The sequence below is a fragment of the Paenibacillus sp. alder61 genome (assembly GCF_020179875.1).
Classification (GTDB): domain Bacteria; phylum Bacillota; class Bacilli; order Paenibacillales; family Paenibacillaceae; genus Fontibacillus; species Fontibacillus faecis.
Genome location: NZ_JAIUDG010000009.1, coordinates 1 through 16,457 on the forward strand (window position 1 = coordinate 1; position 16,457 = coordinate 16,457).

Annotated in this window: 15 protein-coding genes, 10 tRNA genes and 2 rRNA genes; 24 read left to right on the top strand and 3 right to left on the bottom strand. The window is 52.8% G+C overall.

Annotated elements, in window-relative coordinates; all coding sequences use genetic code 11:
* From LBW89_RS10850 to yajC, 20 genes are all read left to right on the top strand, one after another.
* Nucleotides 1-125 (top strand): 23S ribosomal RNA (locus tag LBW89_RS10850); the annotation flags it as partial.
* A gap of 185 nt (nt 126-310) precedes the next feature.
* Nucleotides 311-427: ribosomal RNA gene (gene rrf / locus LBW89_RS10855) — 5S ribosomal RNA — on the top strand.
* Nucleotides 428-437: 10 nt separating this feature from the next.
* Nucleotides 438-513: transfer RNA gene (locus LBW89_RS10860), tRNA-Asn, on the top strand.
* A gap of 6 nt (nt 514-519) precedes the next feature.
* A tRNA-Glu gene (locus tag LBW89_RS10865) sits at nt 520-594 on the top strand.
* Between the two features lie 31 nt (nt 595-625).
* A tRNA-Val gene (locus tag LBW89_RS10870) sits at nt 626-701 on the top strand.
* A 16-nt stretch (nt 702-717) separates the two neighbouring features.
* A tRNA-Met gene (locus LBW89_RS10875) sits at nt 718-791 on the top strand.
* A gap of 31 nt (nt 792-822) precedes the next feature.
* Nucleotides 823-899, top strand: a tRNA-Asp gene (locus LBW89_RS10880).
* Nucleotides 900-925: 26 nt separating this feature from the next.
* Nucleotides 926-1,001, top strand: a tRNA-Lys gene (locus tag LBW89_RS10885).
* Between the two features lie 18 nt (nt 1,002-1,019).
* Nucleotides 1,020-1,094: transfer RNA gene (locus tag LBW89_RS10890), tRNA-Gly, on the top strand.
* Nucleotides 1,095-1,100: 6 nt separating this feature from the next.
* Nucleotides 1,101-1,177 (top strand) — tRNA-Arg (locus LBW89_RS10895).
* A 12-nt stretch (nt 1,178-1,189) separates the two neighbouring features.
* A tRNA-Leu gene (locus tag LBW89_RS10900) sits at nt 1,190-1,269 on the top strand.
* Nucleotides 1,270-1,274: 5 nt separating this feature from the next.
* Nucleotides 1,275-1,348: transfer RNA gene (locus LBW89_RS10905), tRNA-Pro, on the top strand.
* 722 nt (nt 1,349-2,070) lie between these two features.
* Nucleotides 2,071-2,757 (top strand): BofC C-terminal domain-containing protein, encoded by a 687-nt coding sequence (locus LBW89_RS27705; RefSeq protein ID WP_225039179.1) that lies wholly within the window; start codon nt 2,071-2,073, stop codon nt 2,755-2,757.
* A gap of 241 nt (nt 2,758-2,998) precedes the next feature.
* Nucleotides 2,999-3,502: a crossover junction endodeoxyribonuclease RuvC gene (gene ruvC, locus LBW89_RS10915; protein ID WP_148451251.1), complete on the top strand. Its 504-nt coding sequence runs from the start codon at nt 2,999-3,001 to the stop codon at nt 3,500-3,502.
* Complete coding sequence (ruvA, locus tag LBW89_RS10920; protein ID WP_148451252.1) at nt 3,499-4,116, top strand: Holliday junction branch migration protein RuvA; 618 nt, start codon at nt 3,499-3,501, stop codon at nt 4,114-4,116. The genes ruvC and ruvA overlap by 4 nt, the downstream gene beginning before the upstream one ends.
* Nucleotides 4,117-4,146: 30 nt before the next feature.
* Complete coding sequence (ruvB, locus tag LBW89_RS10925; RefSeq protein WP_148451253.1) at nt 4,147-5,154, top strand: Holliday junction branch migration DNA helicase RuvB; 1,008 nt, start codon at nt 4,147-4,149, stop codon at nt 5,152-5,154.
* Between the two features lie 64 nt (nt 5,155-5,218).
* Nucleotides 5,219-7,315 carry a SpoIID/LytB domain-containing protein gene (locus tag LBW89_RS10930; RefSeq protein WP_148451254.1) on the top strand — a complete coding sequence of 699 codons (2,097 nt, stop codon included), beginning with the start codon at nt 5,219-5,221 and terminating at the stop codon, nt 7,313-7,315.
* A 7-nt stretch (nt 7,316-7,322) separates the two neighbouring features.
* Nucleotides 7,323-8,354 carry a tRNA preQ1(34) S-adenosylmethionine ribosyltransferase-isomerase QueA gene (queA, locus tag LBW89_RS10935; RefSeq protein ID WP_148451255.1) on the top strand — a complete coding sequence of 344 codons (1,032 nt, stop codon included), beginning with the start codon at nt 7,323-7,325 and terminating at the stop codon, nt 8,352-8,354.
* Between the two features lie 23 nt (nt 8,355-8,377).
* Complete coding sequence (gene tgt, locus LBW89_RS10940) at nt 8,378-9,517, top strand: tRNA guanosine(34) transglycosylase Tgt (protein WP_148451256.1); 1,140 nt, start codon at nt 8,378-8,380, stop codon at nt 9,515-9,517.
* Between the two features lie 36 nt (nt 9,518-9,553).
* On the top strand, nt 9,554-9,871 hold the full coding sequence (gene yajC / locus LBW89_RS10945; protein ID WP_148451257.1) for a preprotein translocase subunit YajC: 318 nt from the start codon (nt 9,554-9,556) through the stop codon (nt 9,869-9,871).
* Between the two features lie 63 nt (nt 9,872-9,934).
* Here the strand turns inward: yajC and LBW89_RS10950 are convergent, their stop codons facing one another.
* Both LBW89_RS10950 and LBW89_RS10955 read right to left on the bottom strand, forming a co-directional pair.
* Complete coding sequence (locus LBW89_RS10950) at nt 9,935-10,747, bottom strand: phosphatase PAP2 family protein (protein ID WP_148451258.1); 813 nt, start codon at nt 10,745-10,747, stop codon at nt 9,935-9,937.
* A 77-nt stretch (nt 10,748-10,824) separates the two neighbouring features.
* The gene (locus LBW89_RS10955) at nt 10,825-11,217 is read right to left on the bottom strand and encodes a TIGR04086 family membrane protein (protein WP_148451259.1); all 393 of its coding nucleotides are present in this window, start codon (nt 11,215-11,217) and stop codon (nt 10,825-10,827) included.
* A gap of 168 nt (nt 11,218-11,385) precedes the next feature.
* On the opposite strand from LBW89_RS10955, the gene LBW89_RS10960 reads away from it, so the two are divergent.
* The gene (locus tag LBW89_RS10960) at nt 11,386-12,120 is read left to right on the top strand and encodes a DUF421 domain-containing protein (RefSeq protein ID WP_148451260.1); all 735 of its coding nucleotides are present in this window, start codon (nt 11,386-11,388) and stop codon (nt 12,118-12,120) included.
* 5 nt (nt 12,121-12,125) lie between these two features.
* Here the strand turns inward: LBW89_RS10960 and spoVB are convergent, their stop codons facing one another.
* Nucleotides 12,126-13,724, bottom strand: coding sequence for a stage V sporulation protein B (gene spoVB / locus LBW89_RS10965; RefSeq protein ID WP_148451261.1), 1,599 nt, complete (start codon nt 13,722-13,724; stop codon nt 12,126-12,128).
* 175 nt (nt 13,725-13,899) lie between these two features.
* Here spoVB and LBW89_RS10970 point away from each other — a divergent pair, with 175 nt between their 5' ends.
* From LBW89_RS10970 to secF, 3 genes are all read left to right on the top strand, one after another.
* Nucleotides 13,900-14,154, top strand: a complete 255-nt coding sequence (locus tag LBW89_RS10970; protein WP_148451262.1) for a post-transcriptional regulator — start codon at nt 13,900-13,902, stop codon at nt 14,152-14,154.
* A gap of 130 nt (nt 14,155-14,284) precedes the next feature.
* Entirely contained in the window at nt 14,285-15,538 is a 1,254-nt protein-coding gene (gene secD / locus LBW89_RS10975; protein ID WP_148451263.1) for a protein translocase subunit SecD, read from the top strand.
* A complete protein-coding gene (gene secF / locus LBW89_RS10980; RefSeq protein WP_148451264.1) occupies nt 15,528-16,418 on the top strand; it encodes a protein translocase subunit SecF in 891 nt (296 codons plus the stop codon). The genes secD and secF overlap by 11 nt, the downstream gene beginning before the upstream one ends.
* The last annotated feature ends 39 nt before the right edge of the window (nt 16,419-16,457 follow it).

A 16,457-nucleotide genomic window follows, 5' to 3' on the forward strand; every position in this document is an offset into this window, starting at 1 on the left:
CCCCCCTCAAGATGAGATTTCCCAACTAGTAAGACCCCTTGAAGACGACGAGGTTGATAGGCCTGAGGTGGAAGTGCAGCAATGTATGGAGCTGACAGGTACTAATCGGTCGAGGGCTTATCCAAAAACAACTCCAAAAAGTGGCGTCAGGCTGAACAAGCCGATCCGAGCACTTGCGGAGACTAAAACGCAGATTCGTTTCGTATCCAGTTTTCAGGTGATCAAACATCTGAATGAAGCTGCAAGTCCTTTCTAAAGGCTGATATTTTCTCGCAGCGATTTCGAGGAGCGGATGCTCCGAAAAATCATGTTTGGTGGCGATGGCGGAGGGGTTCCACGCGTACCCATCCCGAACACGACCGTTAAGCCCTCCAGCGCCGATGGTACTTGGACCGAAGGGTCCTGGGAGAGTAGGACGCCGCCAAGCGAACTTTTATTCCCTGATAGCTCAGTTGGTAGAGCACTCGACTGTTAATCGAGTTGTCACAGGTTCGAGTCCTGTTCGGGGAGCCATTTTATGGCCCGTTGGTCAAGGGGTTAAGACACCTCCCTTTCACGGAGGTAACAGGGGTTCGAATCCCCTACGGGTCACCATTTCTTTACCTTATTTGTATCCCAGTAGCACGGAGGCTTAGCTCAGCTGGGAGAGCATCTGCCTTACAAGCAGAGGGTCGGGGGTTCGATCCCCTCAGCCTCCACCATAATTTCTTTGACTGACGCGGGGTGGAGCAGCCCGGTAGCTCGTCGGGCTCATAACCCGAAGGCCGCAGGTTCAAATCCTGCCCCCGCAATTATCCCTTCATTGGGATGCCTAACTAGTGTGGAGCCGTGGTGTAGAGGCCTAACATGCCTGCCTGTCACGCAGGAGACCGCGGGTTCGAATCCCGTCGGCTCCGCCATTTACATCTTTAGATTTCGCTTATGCGAGCCATTAGCTCAGTTGGTAGAGCACCTGACTTTTAATCAGGGTGTCGAAGGTTCGAGTCCTTCATGGCTCACCAGTTTTATTTTTTATCTTTGCGGACGTGGCTCAGCGGTAGAGCATCGCCTTGCCAAGGCGAGGGTCGCGGGTTCGATTCCCGTCGTCCGCTCCATAATACGCGCCCTTAGCTCAGCTGGATAGAGCGTTTGACTACGAATCAAAAGGTCAGGAGTTCGAATCTCTTAGGGCGCGCCATTTTCTTTATAAGCCGGTGTGGCGGAATTGGCAGACGCGCGCGACTCAAAATCGTGAGGGAAACCGTGGGGGTTCGAGTCCCTTCACCGGCATATATCGGGACGTAGCTCAGCTTGGTAGAGCACCTGGTTTGGGACCAGGGGGTCGCATGTTCGAATCGTGTCGTCCCGATTCAAAAACAGTCATCTTCCGGATGGCTGTTTTTTTATTTGGGGCTTTAGCCGGTTGAGCTCGCGAAGCGTGCGCAGCAAAAACCACTTGCTATGCGGGTGATGTAGTGATCTTTACAGTAAAAAAAACGCCTGATGGGTTCGTGATATTAGGAGTGTTCAATGTTCAAGCTACTGTGTATAACGAAAGGAAGAGGTGGTTTAATGGCCAATGGAAGTGATATGTCACATCCAAAGAGGCGCCTAGTGTGCTTCCAAGCTTCCGACTCCAAAAAGATGCAAATCTGCAGGTATTTAAGCCGATCCTCGAGGGGAAAACGAAAAAAGATGCAAATCTGCAGGAATGTCTAGCGAGTTTAGAGAAACGAGCCGGTTTCGTCGAAAATTCCTGCAGATTTGCAGGAATTTTGAAATTTTTGGCCCCAAACAAGAAAAAAACCTGCACATATGCAGGAATTCTATATTATCGAGGTTGTCTGAAGGGGTACCAGTAATAATCGCACCCCTTCAGGGGTAGTCAAAAGCTGCAGCGGTATAGTAGCTTGAACGTAGTGAAAGCAAGCGCCTTTAGACGCGAGCCGGTAATAAGGCTTATAGCCTTAGAGCAAACCACCCGTTCACACGGGGGGGATTGCAAATATCGAGCCGAGTGACGGAAGTCGGTATATTTCAAGAATCACGAGGTCAAAATATACAATAAAACTCCGATAGAAGGGGATCCTCGTGAATAAATTTCATCCTGTAAAGTGGCTAGAGAAACGTTGGAGAGCCTGGAGGCGTACGATTCTTACCTTCTGTGCTTGCGGTATCGTTGCCTTTATGGCATGGCTCGGCTTGCCGCTTTCCGAACAGATGGAGCGCTTGATGACGGAAGAGCCGCTGGCCTTGGAAACCTTCGGCAGCTGGTATGCCCCGGACGGTGGGCAAGATACCGAACGCTGGCTCGAAGATTTAAGGGGAACGAAGCAACTCCGGATTGTTCATTTGAACCAAAATTACACCTGCGGACAAGAAAGCTCGGTTCTGGGGTTGATGCGGCCCGAGGAGATCGAGACGCTGGCCAAACAGCACCCGGAATGGAGCGGACGTTTGGCCCCCGGCGGCGACGTATGGTTTGACGAACAAGTGCAAGGCATGTCGGATATATGCGAACGCGACGGTTATGTAGGTATTGATAAGAAAGGATACCTTAGCCTTTTTGAAGGACCACCGAAAGAAGAAAAAGTCATCCGAACCTTTTTTCAGTTGGACGTGGAGACCATGGAAAGCGCCCTGCCTACCGAAGTCTTGGAGCAGTTACAAAACGGAATTCGCATCCGGGATATCGAGGAGTACAACAGCGTTTTATCCACCTTTAGCGACTATGCGGTGGAAGCATCCGAAGGAGCCATGAAGCCAGCCGGTGATTAGGGTAAGGACGCAGCCGATTGCGGTTAAAGTAGTAAAGAATTCAGGGACGTTGCGAAGCAGCGTCTCTTTTTTGTTGTACGAGTCCCCTTTGAATTTATATAAAGTTTTTCCTCAACCCCTTCAAACTTTTGTTATAATGAAGTGAATACATATGTTCGCTTTACCGGACATATCCCCGAGGGACTTGTCTTACACAATCCATCGGAGATTCGAATCGAGCAGGTTAGGGAGAGATTGGATTTTGCGCATATTGGGAATTGACCCCGGAATCGCGATTGTCGGTTTCGGTTTTATCGATAAGCAGGGAAGCAAGCTGGTGCCCGTCCAGTACGGCTGCATCCAGACAGAGGCCCATACGCCGGAGGAAGAGCGGCTGCTGCATGTGTATGAGGGCATGGTACAGCTGATCGACAAGTACAAGCCCGATGCGGTCGCTTTAGAGAAGCTGTTTTTTAATCGGAATGTAACTACGGCGATGTCGGTTGGACAAGCTCGGGGCGTGATGGTACTGGCGGCGGTGCAAAAAGGTTTGCCGGTTTCGGAATACACTCCGATGCAAGTTAAACAGGCGATCGTCGGATACGGAAAGGCGGAGAAGCGCCAGGTTCAGGAGATGACGAGAATGTTCCTGAAGCTCCAGGCCATTCCAAAACCGGATGACGTAGCCGATGCGCTTGCCGTGGCTATCTGCCATGCCCATTCCAGCACGCTAAATTCCAAGATAAATGAGGTATTGCGGTCATGATTGATTTTTTACGGGGCCAGGTTGCCCATCTTGAAAGTGAATATATCGTACTCGATGTACAAGGAATCGGTTACCGGGTCTTCTGTCCGAATCCGTATGCCTTTGCCGCCAAAAATCAAGAGATCATCACCGTTTACACGCATCATCACGTCCGTGAGGACGCCATCCTGCTGTTTGGCTTCCCGTCCAGGGAAGAACAACGCTTATTCCGTAAGCTTATTGAAGTGTCGGGGATCGGTCCCAAAGTGGCTTTGGGGATTTTAAGCGGAGGAAATCCGGATACCGTGGTTGCGGCGATTCATCAAGAGAATATTTCGTTTTTGACGAAGCTTCCGGGCATCGGCAAGAAGACGGCTCAGCGGATGATCTTGGACCTCAAGGACAAGCTGGAAGGCATGGGTGGTACCGCCTCGCTGTTTGACCCGGTACCGGCCGCCGTCGTGTCTGTGGAGGGGGTTCCGGGGTGGCCGGAAGCCCGGGAAGGATTAAAGGCGCTGGGATATACCGACGCCGAGCTGGATCGCGTGTGGAATACGTTAAAAGATCAGGTGCATGTGGATGAAGCTGTCGATTCGGTAATGAAAAAGGCCCTCAAGCTGCTGTACGCGGGTTGATCATAGGCTGAAGGAAAGAGGTGCTGACAGATGGAAGACCGAATCATTTCGGCGAATCTGATGATGGAAGACCAAGCCGTGGAGCTGAGCCTTCGCCCTCGCTATTTGGCGGAATATATCGGGCAGGAACGGATCAAGGAAAATCTGAAAATTTATATCGAAGCGGCCAAGATGCGCAAGGAAGCTTTGGATCATGTGCTTCTTTACGGACCGCCGGGATTGGGGAAAACGACGCTCGCGAATATTATCGCCAATGAACTGGGGGTCAATCTGCGGACGACTTCGGGACCGGCGATCGAGCGCCCTGGTGATCTGGCCGCCTTGCTGACGAATTTGCAGGAAGGCGATGTTCTTTTTATCGATGAAATCCACCGCCTGCATCGAACCGTCGAGGAAGTGCTCTATCCGGCTATGGAGGACTTTGCGCTGGATATTATGATCGGCAAGGGGCCAAGCGCGCGCTCTGTCCGACTGGACCTGCCGCCATTTACCCTGGTAGGCGCAACAACCCGCGCCGGACTGTTGTCCGCGCCGCTACGCGACCGGTTTGGCGTAGTGAGCCGCCTGGAGTTCTATACCCGGGATGAACTCAGCTTTATTGTGTCCCGGGGCGCCGACATCCTGGGGATCCCGATCCTGGGGAATGCCTCCGACGAAATTGCGCTCCGCTCGCGGGGAACGCCGCGGATTGCCAACCGTCTGCTGAAGCGGGTAAGGGATTACGCGCAAGTCCGCGGCGACGGCATGATTACGCCGGAAATTGCCAAAGAAGCGCTGGAAATGCTGCAGGTGGATCCGATGGGACTGGATCTCATCGACCATAAGATGCTTCGAGCCATGATCATGAGCTTCCGCGGCGGACCGGTCGGCCTGGATACGATCGCGGCGACCATCGGCGAAGAGAGCCAAACGATTGAGGATGTGTACGAACCGTATCTGCTGCAGATCGGTTATTTGCAGCGGACACCGCGCGGCCGGATGGTCACGCCGGCGGCTTATGCCCACTTGGGCCTGCCTTTGCCGGAACCGCCCAAATAAGGGGGGCTTCCCAGTTCAATCTTCGCAATGGGACAGCAACAGCAACTTGGAGGAGGAGTGCGACATGATGAACAAAACGCCGGGAACGTCCCGGAGACCTTGGGGAAAAGGTCTGTTAGCCGGGCTTTTGCTGGCCGGAGCTCTTCACCTTCCCGCTTCCGCGGATAGCGGGACAGGCGCGAATGTGAGGGTCGCTATGTTCTTGGACTTCGGGGGCACATACAAGTCGGTCGTCCCGGCGGTGACTTTGAAAGCGGAATCCGCTTGGGGAGCCGGGCCGGGGACGGCAGGCGACAACTGGATACAGCTGTCTGCCGGAGAATCCGCCCGCTTCAGCGTTTCCGGATATAAGGTAAAGGTCATGGAGAGCACGGACTGGAATGCGATTGCGGCTGCGATAAAAAAACTGCAAGGAACCGCCGATAAGCCGGTCGCAATACTACAGAAGCAAAGCGGAGGCAACCGCTATCTGATATACACCGGCCCTTACGCAAGCGCGGCGGAAGCCCAGAAAGCCGCGGACCGTACCGCATCTGCCCTTTCCGCCTCGCTCAAAGGCCAAAAGCCTTCCGTGCGCGGCGTTCATTATGCTTCCGCAGGCAATTTCGCCAGCAAGGCGGAAGCGGAAGCGGTGCGCGCTTCCCTGGAGGTGCCGAACGCGGAAGCGTTTGTGGTTCTTACCGGGCCACAGCAATACAGCGTCTGGGCAGGGGGCGCGGCGAACGAGGCCGATCTGGCGGAGTTGAAAGGACAACTGGCCCAGACGGCGCCCCAGCTTTCCTGGACGACGGCAAACACGAGCCAGCCCGCTCTGCTTGTCCATAGCGACGTTACGCTGAACCTGGCGGCGCCCTCGCCGATGGAGCATTTTGAACTTAGCGGAACCGATGCGGCTCTGCGGGTTTGGGATGCGGAGGATTCCTTGATCCAAGTCGTGGAACGATCCAACCGCAAGTACCGCGGTGACTTTGAAATTAGCCGGTACAACGGCCAATTGGCCCTGGTCAACGAAGTCCCGCTTGAGCAATATTTGTACTCCGTCGTGGCCGCCGAGGTTCCTACTTCCTGGCCCAAGGAATCCCTGAAGGCGCAGGCGGTGGCCGCCCGGAGTTACGCGATGTACAACGCCTCCAGCAACCGTTTTAAAGTTGCCGGTTTGGTCGACACGACCTTAAGCCAGGTGTATAACGGAGCGGAAAAGGAAGCGGATAGCGTAAAACAGGCGGTGGACAGCACGGCTGGCGAAGTCCTTATGGCGAACGGCAAAGTGATCGAGGGGATTTTCTCCTCCAACAGCGGCGGGGCCACAGCGGATTCTTCGGAAGTCTGGAACAGCATTGACCCGGTTTTCTCCTATGTGCAGAGCAAGGAGGATCAGGCGGCGCAGGCCGGTTTGAAATCCTGGTACTATGTCATTTTGCCGAACGGAAAGACAGGCTATGTCCGGGAAGACCAGGTTGAATTGACGGGAGCCTCGACGGCGGCCGGACTAAAAAAGCTGACCGCGAAGACCAATTCGGTGATGGTCAGACCGCTGCCGTTGGTTCAATCGGGAGTGGATGCCGTCGCCGCAATCAATGCCGGCGACCAGGCGATCGTGCTGGACAAACAGGTCGAATCCAACGCCTATGCCTGGATTCGGGGCCCCTTCAACTCGGAGCAATTGGAGAAAGCGTTGAAAGGGAAGACGAGCACGCCGGTACCTTCGCCCATCACCAGTCTTGAGGTCACTCAAAGAGGGCCGTCCGGCCGCGCCATCGAGGTCAAAGCCAACGGCCAAGTTATTGACGTCAAATATCCCGATGCTTTACGGTCGGCGTTGAACGGCCTGCCGAGCACCCTGTTTGATATTGTGCCTACCGGGCGTTATACTGTACAAGGTGCGGATGGCGTTGCCGCCAGCAAAGCGGTTTCGGACGGCACTCAAATCTTAGCCGCTTCCGGCTCCAAAAACTTGTCCGGAGGGAACCTCGTTGTGATGGACGGCAAAGGTGCGGCCCGCGTGGTGGATGAGTCCCGGTCGTTCTTGTTTATCGGCAAAGGAAATGGCCACGGACTTGGATTATCCCAATGGGGGGCCAAAGGAATGGCCGATGCAGGGTATGATTATCGGAAAATCTTGCAACACTACTATCAAAATGCGACTATTGTCAAGGAATGAAGCCAATATGAATGTAGATCTGTACGATTTTGAATTACTGGAAGAATTGATTGCCCAGACACCGCTGGCGGAACGTACCGCCTCCCGGCTGCTGGCTTTGAATAAACGCGACGGAAGCATCAGGCATCACTCCGCTTTCTCGGAGATCTTGGAATATTTACAGCCGGGCGATACCCTGGTCCTGAATGACACCCGTGTCATTCCCGCCCGGTTATTCGGGGTCAAGGAGGATACCGGGGCCAAAGCGGAGGTTCTCCTGCTGAAAAATCTGGGAGAAGATCGTTGGGAAGCCTTGGTCAAACCCGGGAAAAAGCTGAGAACCGGAGCGGTCATTCGGTTCGGCGAAGAATTGCAGGCGACGATCGAACAAGAAGGCGAGATGGGCGGTCGCGTGCTGCGTTTTTCTTACCAGGGGATCTTTAACGAAATTCTCGACCGCTTGGGGCAGATGCCGCTCCCGCCTTATATCAAGGAGAAGCTGGATGATCGGGAAAGATATCAGACGGTTTACTCGAAGCATGAAGGTTCGGCGGCGGCCCCGACGGCAGGGCTTCATTTTACGGAGGAACTGCTGGATGAGATTCGGAATAAAGGGGTCGATATTGCTTTTGTGACGCTGCATGTCGGCCTGGGAACATTTCGGCCGATGTCGGTCGACCGTGTCGAAGAGCATGTGATGCATGAGGAGTATTACGTTTTACCCCAAGAAACCGCGGATCTCTTGAACGCGACGAAGGCGAGAGGCGGCCGGATCATCGCTGTCGGAACGACTTCCGCACGGACGCTGGAAACGGTGGCGCAGAAATGCGGGGGCGGTCCGGTGGTCGAAAGCAGCGGTTGGACCGGAATCTTTATTTATCCGGGTTATTCATTTGGACTGGTTGATGCGCTGATTACAAATTTTCATCTTCCAAAGTCCACGCTGGTTATGCTGGTCAGCGCCTTAGCGGGCCGGGAGACGATTTTGCGGGCTTACCGGGAAGCGGTTGAGCACAGATATCGGTTCTTCAGTTTTGGAGACGCGATGTTTATTTACTAATGCTACAAGAGGATGGATGATAAATGGCAGCAGCGATTACTTATGAGCATATTAAAACCTGCAAGCAATCGGGAGCGAGGCTTGGGCGTGTGCATACCCCCCACGGCAGTTTCGATACCCCCGTCTTTATGCCTGTCGGAACGCAGGCCACCGTCAAGACGATGAGCCCGGAAGAGCTTAAGGAGATGGATGCGCGAATTATTTTAAGCAACACGTATCACTTGTTCCTTCGTCCCGGGCATGAAATCATTCGTGAAGCGGGCGGGCTGCATAAATTCATGAACTGGGATCGCGCCATCCTGACGGACAGTGGCGGATTTCAGGTGTTTTCCCTGAGTGAAATGCGCAAAATTACGGAGGAAGGCGTTCATTTTCGTTCGCACCTTAATGGAGACAAATTGTTTCTTTCCCCCGAGGTAGCCATGGAAATCCAGAACGCGCTGGGTTCCGATATTATGATGGCCTTCGATGAATGCCCGCCCTATCCGGCGGACTACGAGTATGTGAAGAAATCCCTGGAGCGGACAAGCCGCTGGGCCGAACGCTGCCTGAAGAGCCATGCCCGTCCGCATGACCAAGGGCTGTTTGCCATTGTTCAGGGCGGCATGCATGAAGACTTGCGCAAGCAAAGCGCCAAGGATTTGACTTCCCTTGATTTTCCGGGGTATGCTATTGGTGGACTGAGTGTGGGTGAACCGAAGCATCTGATGTACGAAGTGTTGGATTATACGGTACCTTTGCTGCCGACGGACAAGCCCCGTTACTTGATGGGGGTCGGATCTCCGGATGCGCTGATTGAAGGTGCGATTCGGGGCGTCGATATGTTTGACTGCGTATTGCCGACACGGATTGCCCGCAACGGCACCACGATGACGAGCCAGGGAAGACTGGTCGTCCGAAACGCTCAGTATGCCAAAGACTTCGGACCACTGGACCCGGAATGCGATTGCTACACCTGCCGGAATTATTCCCGCGCTTATCTTCGTCATTTGATCAAAGCCGACGAAACGTTCGGACTCCGGCTGACTACATATCATAATCTGCATTTCCTGATCAAGCTGATGGACAATGTCCGCCAGGCGATCATGGATGACAGATTGCTGGACTTCCGGGATGAGTTTTTCGAAAAGTACGGTCTTTTTGGCAATGAAAAAGGTTTTTAAACAATTCGGATATGCCATGAAAGGGGGAAAAATGGGATGTTCCAACAATTTTACGCGGCAACGTCAACGGCCGGAGCACCGGGAACAGGGGGACTGCTTTCGTTTATCCTGCCGCTCGTTATTATGTTTGCCGTGTTCTACTTCTTGCTGATCCGTCCTCAGAAGAAAAAACAGCAAACCCGCAATACGATGCTTAACGCGCTCCAAAAAGGGGATAAGATCGTGACGATCGGCGGCCTGCACGGGACGATTGTTGAATTGACAGACGATACGGTTGTCATTCGCGTCAACGATGTGACCAAAATGACGTTTGACCGCAATGCCATCAGCCACCGGGTGGATGAAAAGGCCTAAGCGCGTACGGGATCAAATCAAAAAAGAACCTGAAGTTTATAACTTCAGGCTCTTTTTTTTGACCTAGGAAGATAACGAATCCGGGCTTCGGTCGAGGGAACAGGCCCATTTTATGCCCAGCCCGGAAGCCAAAGTGGCCAGAAGCAATCCGCCGATCATATCCGTAAACCAGTGAATGCCCAAATAAAAAATGGAAAAAACAATCACCGCTGCGCTTCCCGTAGCCGCGATCGCCCAGCTCCGGTTTCCCGAACGGATCGCCAGGATGGCCATGGAAACCGAAATCGATGTATGCAGGCTGGGAAAGCAGTTGTTGATACCCGACAACGGACGGTACAGCTCGTTGAATTTCGGAAAAGCCTCCAACATGTAAAACGAAGCCCCCGATGGCGGGTAGGACCATACTTCGTTGACCGGAAACAGCGCGTAAAAGGGGAGGGCGACCAGATAATTCAGCATCACCGTACAGCAAGTGGCATATACGAAGAGCCGCCGGCCGTCTCCCGCATAGATAAACAGCGAGGCTAAAATAAGCGCTTGAAATACGACCAGGTAAAAGAAGGATACGACCAAAGTCACTCCCTGGGCATGAAAAAGCTGCTGAAAAAAGGCAACGAAGTGGCCCTCCAGTTGGAACACCCAGGGCGTAAAATCGGCGGAATAGCTGTAATTTTGTTCCCAGGTCAATTCCAGACTGTTTAGGAGCAGCACGCCCACCATCAGCGCCACCACGAGAAGCATTCTTCGGGATTTGACCAACAAGCTTAACAAAGCGGATACCGCGGCCCATAAAGAACGGGTGCAGCATAGCGTGACAAAAAGAAGAAATACCGCCGCCGTTAGCCAGGAAATTGTAGACATTGAATGAAACTGCACGACCAAGCCCCCTACTAGATAACATCATCACCTATGAAAGATTACCATAGCAGAGAGACGGGAAGTTTGCAGTTCCGTTACTTTTTAGCAAAGTTTACGCCAAAAACCCCGCCGACCGCACCCAGGAACAGCGAAGGGATGAGCAGTGCAAACTCCCGCACGCCCAGGGCATTGTCCAATGCCAAAAAACTGACAAGGAGCAACAGCAGCCCGTACAGCACACCTGTGAGGGAGCCTTGGTACAATCCTTTTTGCCTGGCTTTTTTTCCGGAAACCACCCCTCCGGCGACCAGGGAAATACCGTGTACCAGATAGGTATACAAAGTGAGATCCTCTTCTTCCAAAATTCCCGATTGCAACAGCAACGATAAAATTAGGGCACCGATCATCATCCACAAAAAAGCGTGCCATAACCCGGACAAGGTAGGGTGAGAAAGGCGGAAGGCGAATATACGGCGAATGAGATGCATGGCAAGACCTCCATTCGATATTGATAACCCATTTTATGGCCAAGCCGGGCCCGTTATGACTGGCCGTCCAAAAAATCAGGAATATATTGTTTGGCATGTAAGCGGGAAGCAAAAGCCAGAATACAAGTACGCCCCATACTTTGGTGTAATGACGGGAGGGAACAGGCTATGGCCGGGCATTGGACACATCTGGTACTTGTCGTTTCTCGGACGCTGCTGATGTATGTATTGGTTTTCGGAGTGATGCGGATTATGGGCAAAAGAGAAATCGGTCAGCTGTCCATTTTTGATCTGGTCATTTCGATTATGATCGCGGAGATTGCGGTCTTCGCTCTGGAGGATCTGAAACGCCCTCTATTTGAAGGAATCGCACCAATGATTACGCTGCTGCTCATCCAAATCAGCATCGCCTTCCTTTCCCTGAAATTCCGCAAGGTTCGGCTTTGGTTCGACGGCGAGCCGAGCGTCATTATTCGCAACGGGGATATCAATCAAAAAGAAATGAGGAGGCAGCGCTACAATCTGGACGATTTATTGATGCAGCTGCGTTCCCAAAATATAGACAGCGTGGCCGATGTGGAGTTTGCCGTGCTGGAAACGAGCGGCAAGCTCAGCGTGCTGCCGAAGGATAAAACACAGGCTGGCGAACAGCCCACAAAAGAGGGGAAGAGCAAGGAATCGGAATTCCCGTCACTCGTCCCCAAAGTAAAATACGAAGCTCTACCCCTGCCGCTGATTTTGGACGGAAAAGTGGACGATCACAATTTGAAACGAATCGGCAAAACCCGGTTCTGGTTGAAAAATCAAATTCAGGCCAAGGGAATCACCGATTTCAAGGATGTTTTTTTCTGTTCGATCGATCACAGGGGCAGATTTTACATCAACCGAAAGAAAGAGGATTAGAACATTTAGGCCTTGAACCATCTCCGGAATAAGGGGAGACGCTTCAAGTCGTGTAAATCCACGAGTCCCAACAACCCGGATAAGATGAGGTATAGGATGCCGGAAAGCGAAACGGATGCCAGAAATTGAACTCCTTCGCCGCCGCCCATGGGAACTTCGTGATAGAGATAGGAGGCGGCCCCGGCCATGATGATCATCGCGCAAACGACTTTGGCCAGATCGAGCAGCGGCAGCCGGTAATTTAACGCTTTGGCGACGCTTTGGCCATGAAGCAAAGTGACGATCACAAAGTTGACGATGATGGCCAGAATGGCTCCATAGATGCCCAGCGTCGGGTTGGATGCGAGATAAAAAATGAGAATGATCTTAACGATCGCCCCGATCAGCGTGTTGACGAGAGCCCGCCCCGGCTTATCCAGAGCTTGAAGCGTGGCCTGCAGCGGGGTCTGAACGTAGAGGAGCAGGGCAAAAGGGGCCATTATTTTCAACATGCCCGCAATTTCTCCGTTATTGTAAACCAATTCGCAAAGCGGCCCGGCCAAAACATACATAATCGCGGCAAAAGGGGCTCCGGTGACGAGCGCAAGCCGGATGGATTGATGCAGCCGCAAATGAATCGTCCGATGATCCCCCCGGGCTTGCGCTTCGGCCAAGGAAGGAACCAGGGACACCGCCAGGGCGGAGGTCAAGGCTCCCGGCAGCAGGAGCAGGGGAATAACCATGCCCTGCAGCGCTCCATATTGGGCGGTGGCCACCGCGGTAGCGATTCCGGCAATGGCAAGACTCTGTGCGGTGGTAATGGACTCCAGCAAATAGGATAACGATCCGACCAATCGACCGCCGGTAACCGGGATGGCGATACGCAAAATTTTGCGGAGCGTTGCGGAAAAAGTCTTGTACTTCTCCCCGATTCCGGAGGAAGGTTCGGAAGCTTCAAGAGAACCAGAGGAACCGTTCGTGCCCGGTTCCCGCCGTTTTAGGCGGCGATACTGCCATAGCAGAACCGCCATCCCGGCAATTTCGCCGACAACGACGCCCAGCATGGCGCCGGCGGCGGCATATTCAACGCCCATCGGCAGCAGCAGAAAGGAAAACCACAGGACGCAGATGATCCGGGCTACGGTTTCCAGAATGGAAGATACGGCTGAAGGGATCATGTCCTGCTTCCCTTGAAAATAGCCGCGGAATACGGACGAAACGGCTACGATGACGATCATCGGGCTCATGGCCAGGAAGGTCTGGTAAACCCGCGGATCCGTCAAAATGTAGCGCGTGACTAAAGGAGCCAAAGCGACGCACAAGACCGTAAAGAACAACCCGGCTCCGGTCGCGAAAATCAGGCTTGTACGCAGGATGGCTTTGGAGCGTTCGGGGGTGCCGGCCGATTCCGCCTCGGCCACCAGCTTCGCGACAGCAAGGGGGATTCCACCGGCGATCAGCGTGACGATCACGAGAAAGAACGGGTAACCGAGCTGGTAGAGCCCGACGCCCTCGGCTCCGATCACCCTGGGCAGCAATATTCGCGGTATAAACCCGAGTATGCGGTTGACTATACTAGCGGCCAGCAGTATCATCGTGCCCTGGATAAAGGTCTGTTTATTCAAATGGATTCCCTCTCTCCTTATTAAGCGATCTTGCGGTGGATGCAAGACCCGCGGTTGTTAATAACCATATGCCGGTCCTGTCCCACTTCATGACTTGTCTTTTTTGGTCTTTATGCAGGAATCCAAAAATTAAGGTAGAATGTAATAAGACGGGGAGATGGAAGGAGGCATCACGATGGCTGAAGATGAAATGAGCGAGAAGCAGTTGAACGAAGCGATCGAAAGCCTTTGCGTCAGCAAAGCGGAGGAATTTCGGTTAATCGGCTATGAACAGGTCACCGGCCGGGACATCTGGGAGTGCGTCAGCCAGAAATACGAGAAAGAAGGCTTCCCTCCATTGTATCAGTTAGTGAATGATATCCTTTCTTTGAAAGCGACCCAGTTTATGAACTATTTGACGATTTCCGCATTTCGTGGATCCCGTTTCTGATGAAAGGGGTCTTTTTTGTGATGGAATTTTAACCACTGTTTAAAAACCGACAAAATTTGATAAATTGACGCTCATTTCCGGCATGGCTATAATAGGACTATTGAGAACTGAAAGGGGAAGTAAGCACGGGATGAAAAGAATCTTCGCATTCGTAACCGTCGTGGTTGTGATTTCCGGCATTATGGCCTGGTCAACCCCCGGACTGCTGAAAAGTGTGCATCTCGGACTGGATCTGAAGGGCGGGTTCGAGATTTTGTATGAAGCTTCGCCGATGGAAGGCGGGGAAAAGGTATCCAGACAATCGCTGTTAAAAACCGCCCAGAGCCTGGAAGACCGGGCCAATAAGCTGGGAACCAGCGAACCTGAAGTAACGACGGAAGGGACGAACCGCATTCGTCTTAAACTGGCGGGTGTGACCGATGAGGCCGAGGTTCGCAAGCTGATGAAGGAGCCGGCTTCTCTTACGTTCCGGAGCAAGGATGGAACGGAAAAATCGGAGAACGAATACAACAAGATCGAAATGGTCGGGACGGATTTTGTGGAGAACGCGGCCAAGCTGGAGCTCGGTTCCATGAACGAGCCGATCGTTGCTATCAAAGTCAAGGACAAGAAGAAATTTGCCGAGATTACGGAGCGTTTACTCGGTAAGCCGCTCGCGATTTACATGAACGATAAGATGATTTCCGACCCTATCGTACAAAACGTGCTATCGGATGGTACCGCCACAATCACCGTGGGCGGGGACCGCAAGAAAGCCGAGGAACTTCGCGATGTCATCAACCTTGGCGCGTTGCCGCTGAAGCTGACCGAGAAATATACGCAAAGCGTCGGCGCTACGCTGGGCAAGCAATCCCTCGATAAGACGATTGAAGCCGGATTGATTGCTTCCGCTTTTATTTTGCTATTTATGGTGGGGATGTACCGGGTTCCCGGTCTGATCGCCGCCTTCACGCTGATCGTTCACACGTGGCTGTTAATTCTAGTCTTTGTCTGGGCGGATTTCACGCTCACCCTGCCGGGGATTGCGGCACTAATACTCGGGGTCGGCATGGCGGTTGACGCCAACATTATTACCAACGAACGGATTCACGAAGAAATGAAGAACGGAAAGAGCGTCATGTCCGCTGTCAAAGCCGGGGACAAGCATTCCTTCCGAACCGTTATGGACTCTCAACTTACAACGGTAATCGTTGCGGCCGTCATGTACTGGTTCGGTACCGGCGCGGTTAAAGGCTTTGCGCTGGTCCTGATCGTAGAGATCGTACTGAGTATCGCTACGAATATCTATCTCTCCCGCTTCCTGTTGAACCTGCTGTTAAAAGCCGGTAAACTGTTGAAGCCGAAGTACTTCGGTGTAAAGGAGAGTGAAATTCGTGAGCTTTAAAAACTTGAACTACGTGCATCTTAGTAAATATTTTTATATATTCTCGATTGCTCTGACCCTGGCCGGTATTATTTGCTTGTCCGTATTCGGGCTGAATTACAGCGTCGACTTCCGGGCCGGCTCCAACGTGGACATCACGCTGAGCAAGGGAATCACCGCGGAGCAAGTCCAGCCGATTCTGGACAAGCTGAAGATCGCGGATGAAGCGAGCATAAGCCCTGGTGAGGAACGGATGAACATCCGGTTTACCCAGGTTTTGAATGAGGATCAGGAAATGAAATTGAAGGGGGAAATTTCGAAACTCGATGAAAAAGCCTCCTTCGAAGTGAATACGGTAGATCCGGAAATGGCCAAGGAATTGGCGCGCAACGCGATTTATGCCGTCCTGATCTCCTGTCTGGGCATTATCGTTTATGTCAGCATCCGTTTTGAATGGAGATTTGCCGTAGCGGCGATTATCTCCCTGCTGCATGACGCGTTTATGGTGGTTGCGGTGTTCTCGATTTTCCGCTTGGAAGTCGATTTGACCTTTATCATCGCCGTTTTGACGATTATCGGCTATTCGATCAATGATACGATCGTTATCTTTGACCGGATCCGCGAGAACCTGCGTTTCAGCAAGCTGAAAAACCGCCAGGACCTGATCGAGCTGGTCAACCGAAGCGTTTCGCAGACCATTATGCGTTCGATTTACACCGCCTTGACGGTATTTGTGGCCGCCTTCTTCCTGTTCCTTCTCGGTGGAGAATCGATCCGCATGTTCTCGTTGGCGATGGTTATCGGGCTGTTGTTCGGGGCCTACTCCTCGATCTTTATCGCAAGCCCGTTGTGGTTCGTTTTGAAGAGCAAGCAGAAAAACAAGCCGGCCAAAGCGTCCTAAGAGGCCACTTTGCCTTTTGTTCGGTATGATAGAGCCGCG

Coding starts and splice junctions, on each gene's coding strand:
- ruvB (WP_148451253.1), top strand. CDS start 4,147: ATGGAAGACCGAATCATTTCGGCGAATCTGATGATGGAAGACCAAGCC.
- yajC (WP_148451257.1), top strand. CDS start 9,554: ATGTTCCAACAATTTTACGCGGCAACGTCAACGGCCGGAGCACCGGGA.
- tgt (WP_148451256.1), top strand. CDS start 8,378: ATGGCAGCAGCGATTACTTATGAGCATATTAAAACCTGCAAGCAATCG.
- LBW89_RS10970 (WP_148451262.1), top strand. CDS start 13,900: ATGGCTGAAGATGAAATGAGCGAGAAGCAGTTGAACGAAGCGATCGAA.
- LBW89_RS10955 (WP_148451259.1), bottom strand. CDS start 11,217: ATGCATCTCATTCGCCGTATATTCGCCTTCCGCCTTTCTCACCCTACC.
- secD (WP_148451263.1), top strand. CDS start 14,285: ATGAAAAGAATCTTCGCATTCGTAACCGTCGTGGTTGTGATTTCCGGC.
- queA (WP_148451255.1), top strand. CDS start 7,323: ATGAATGTAGATCTGTACGATTTTGAATTACTGGAAGAATTGATTGCC.
- LBW89_RS10930 (WP_148451254.1), top strand. CDS start 5,219: ATGATGAACAAAACGCCGGGAACGTCCCGGAGACCTTGGGGAAAAGGT.
- LBW89_RS10960 (WP_148451260.1), top strand. CDS start 11,386: ATGGCCGGGCATTGGACACATCTGGTACTTGTCGTTTCTCGGACGCTG.
- ruvA (WP_148451252.1), top strand. CDS start 3,499: ATGATTGATTTTTTACGGGGCCAGGTTGCCCATCTTGAAAGTGAATAT.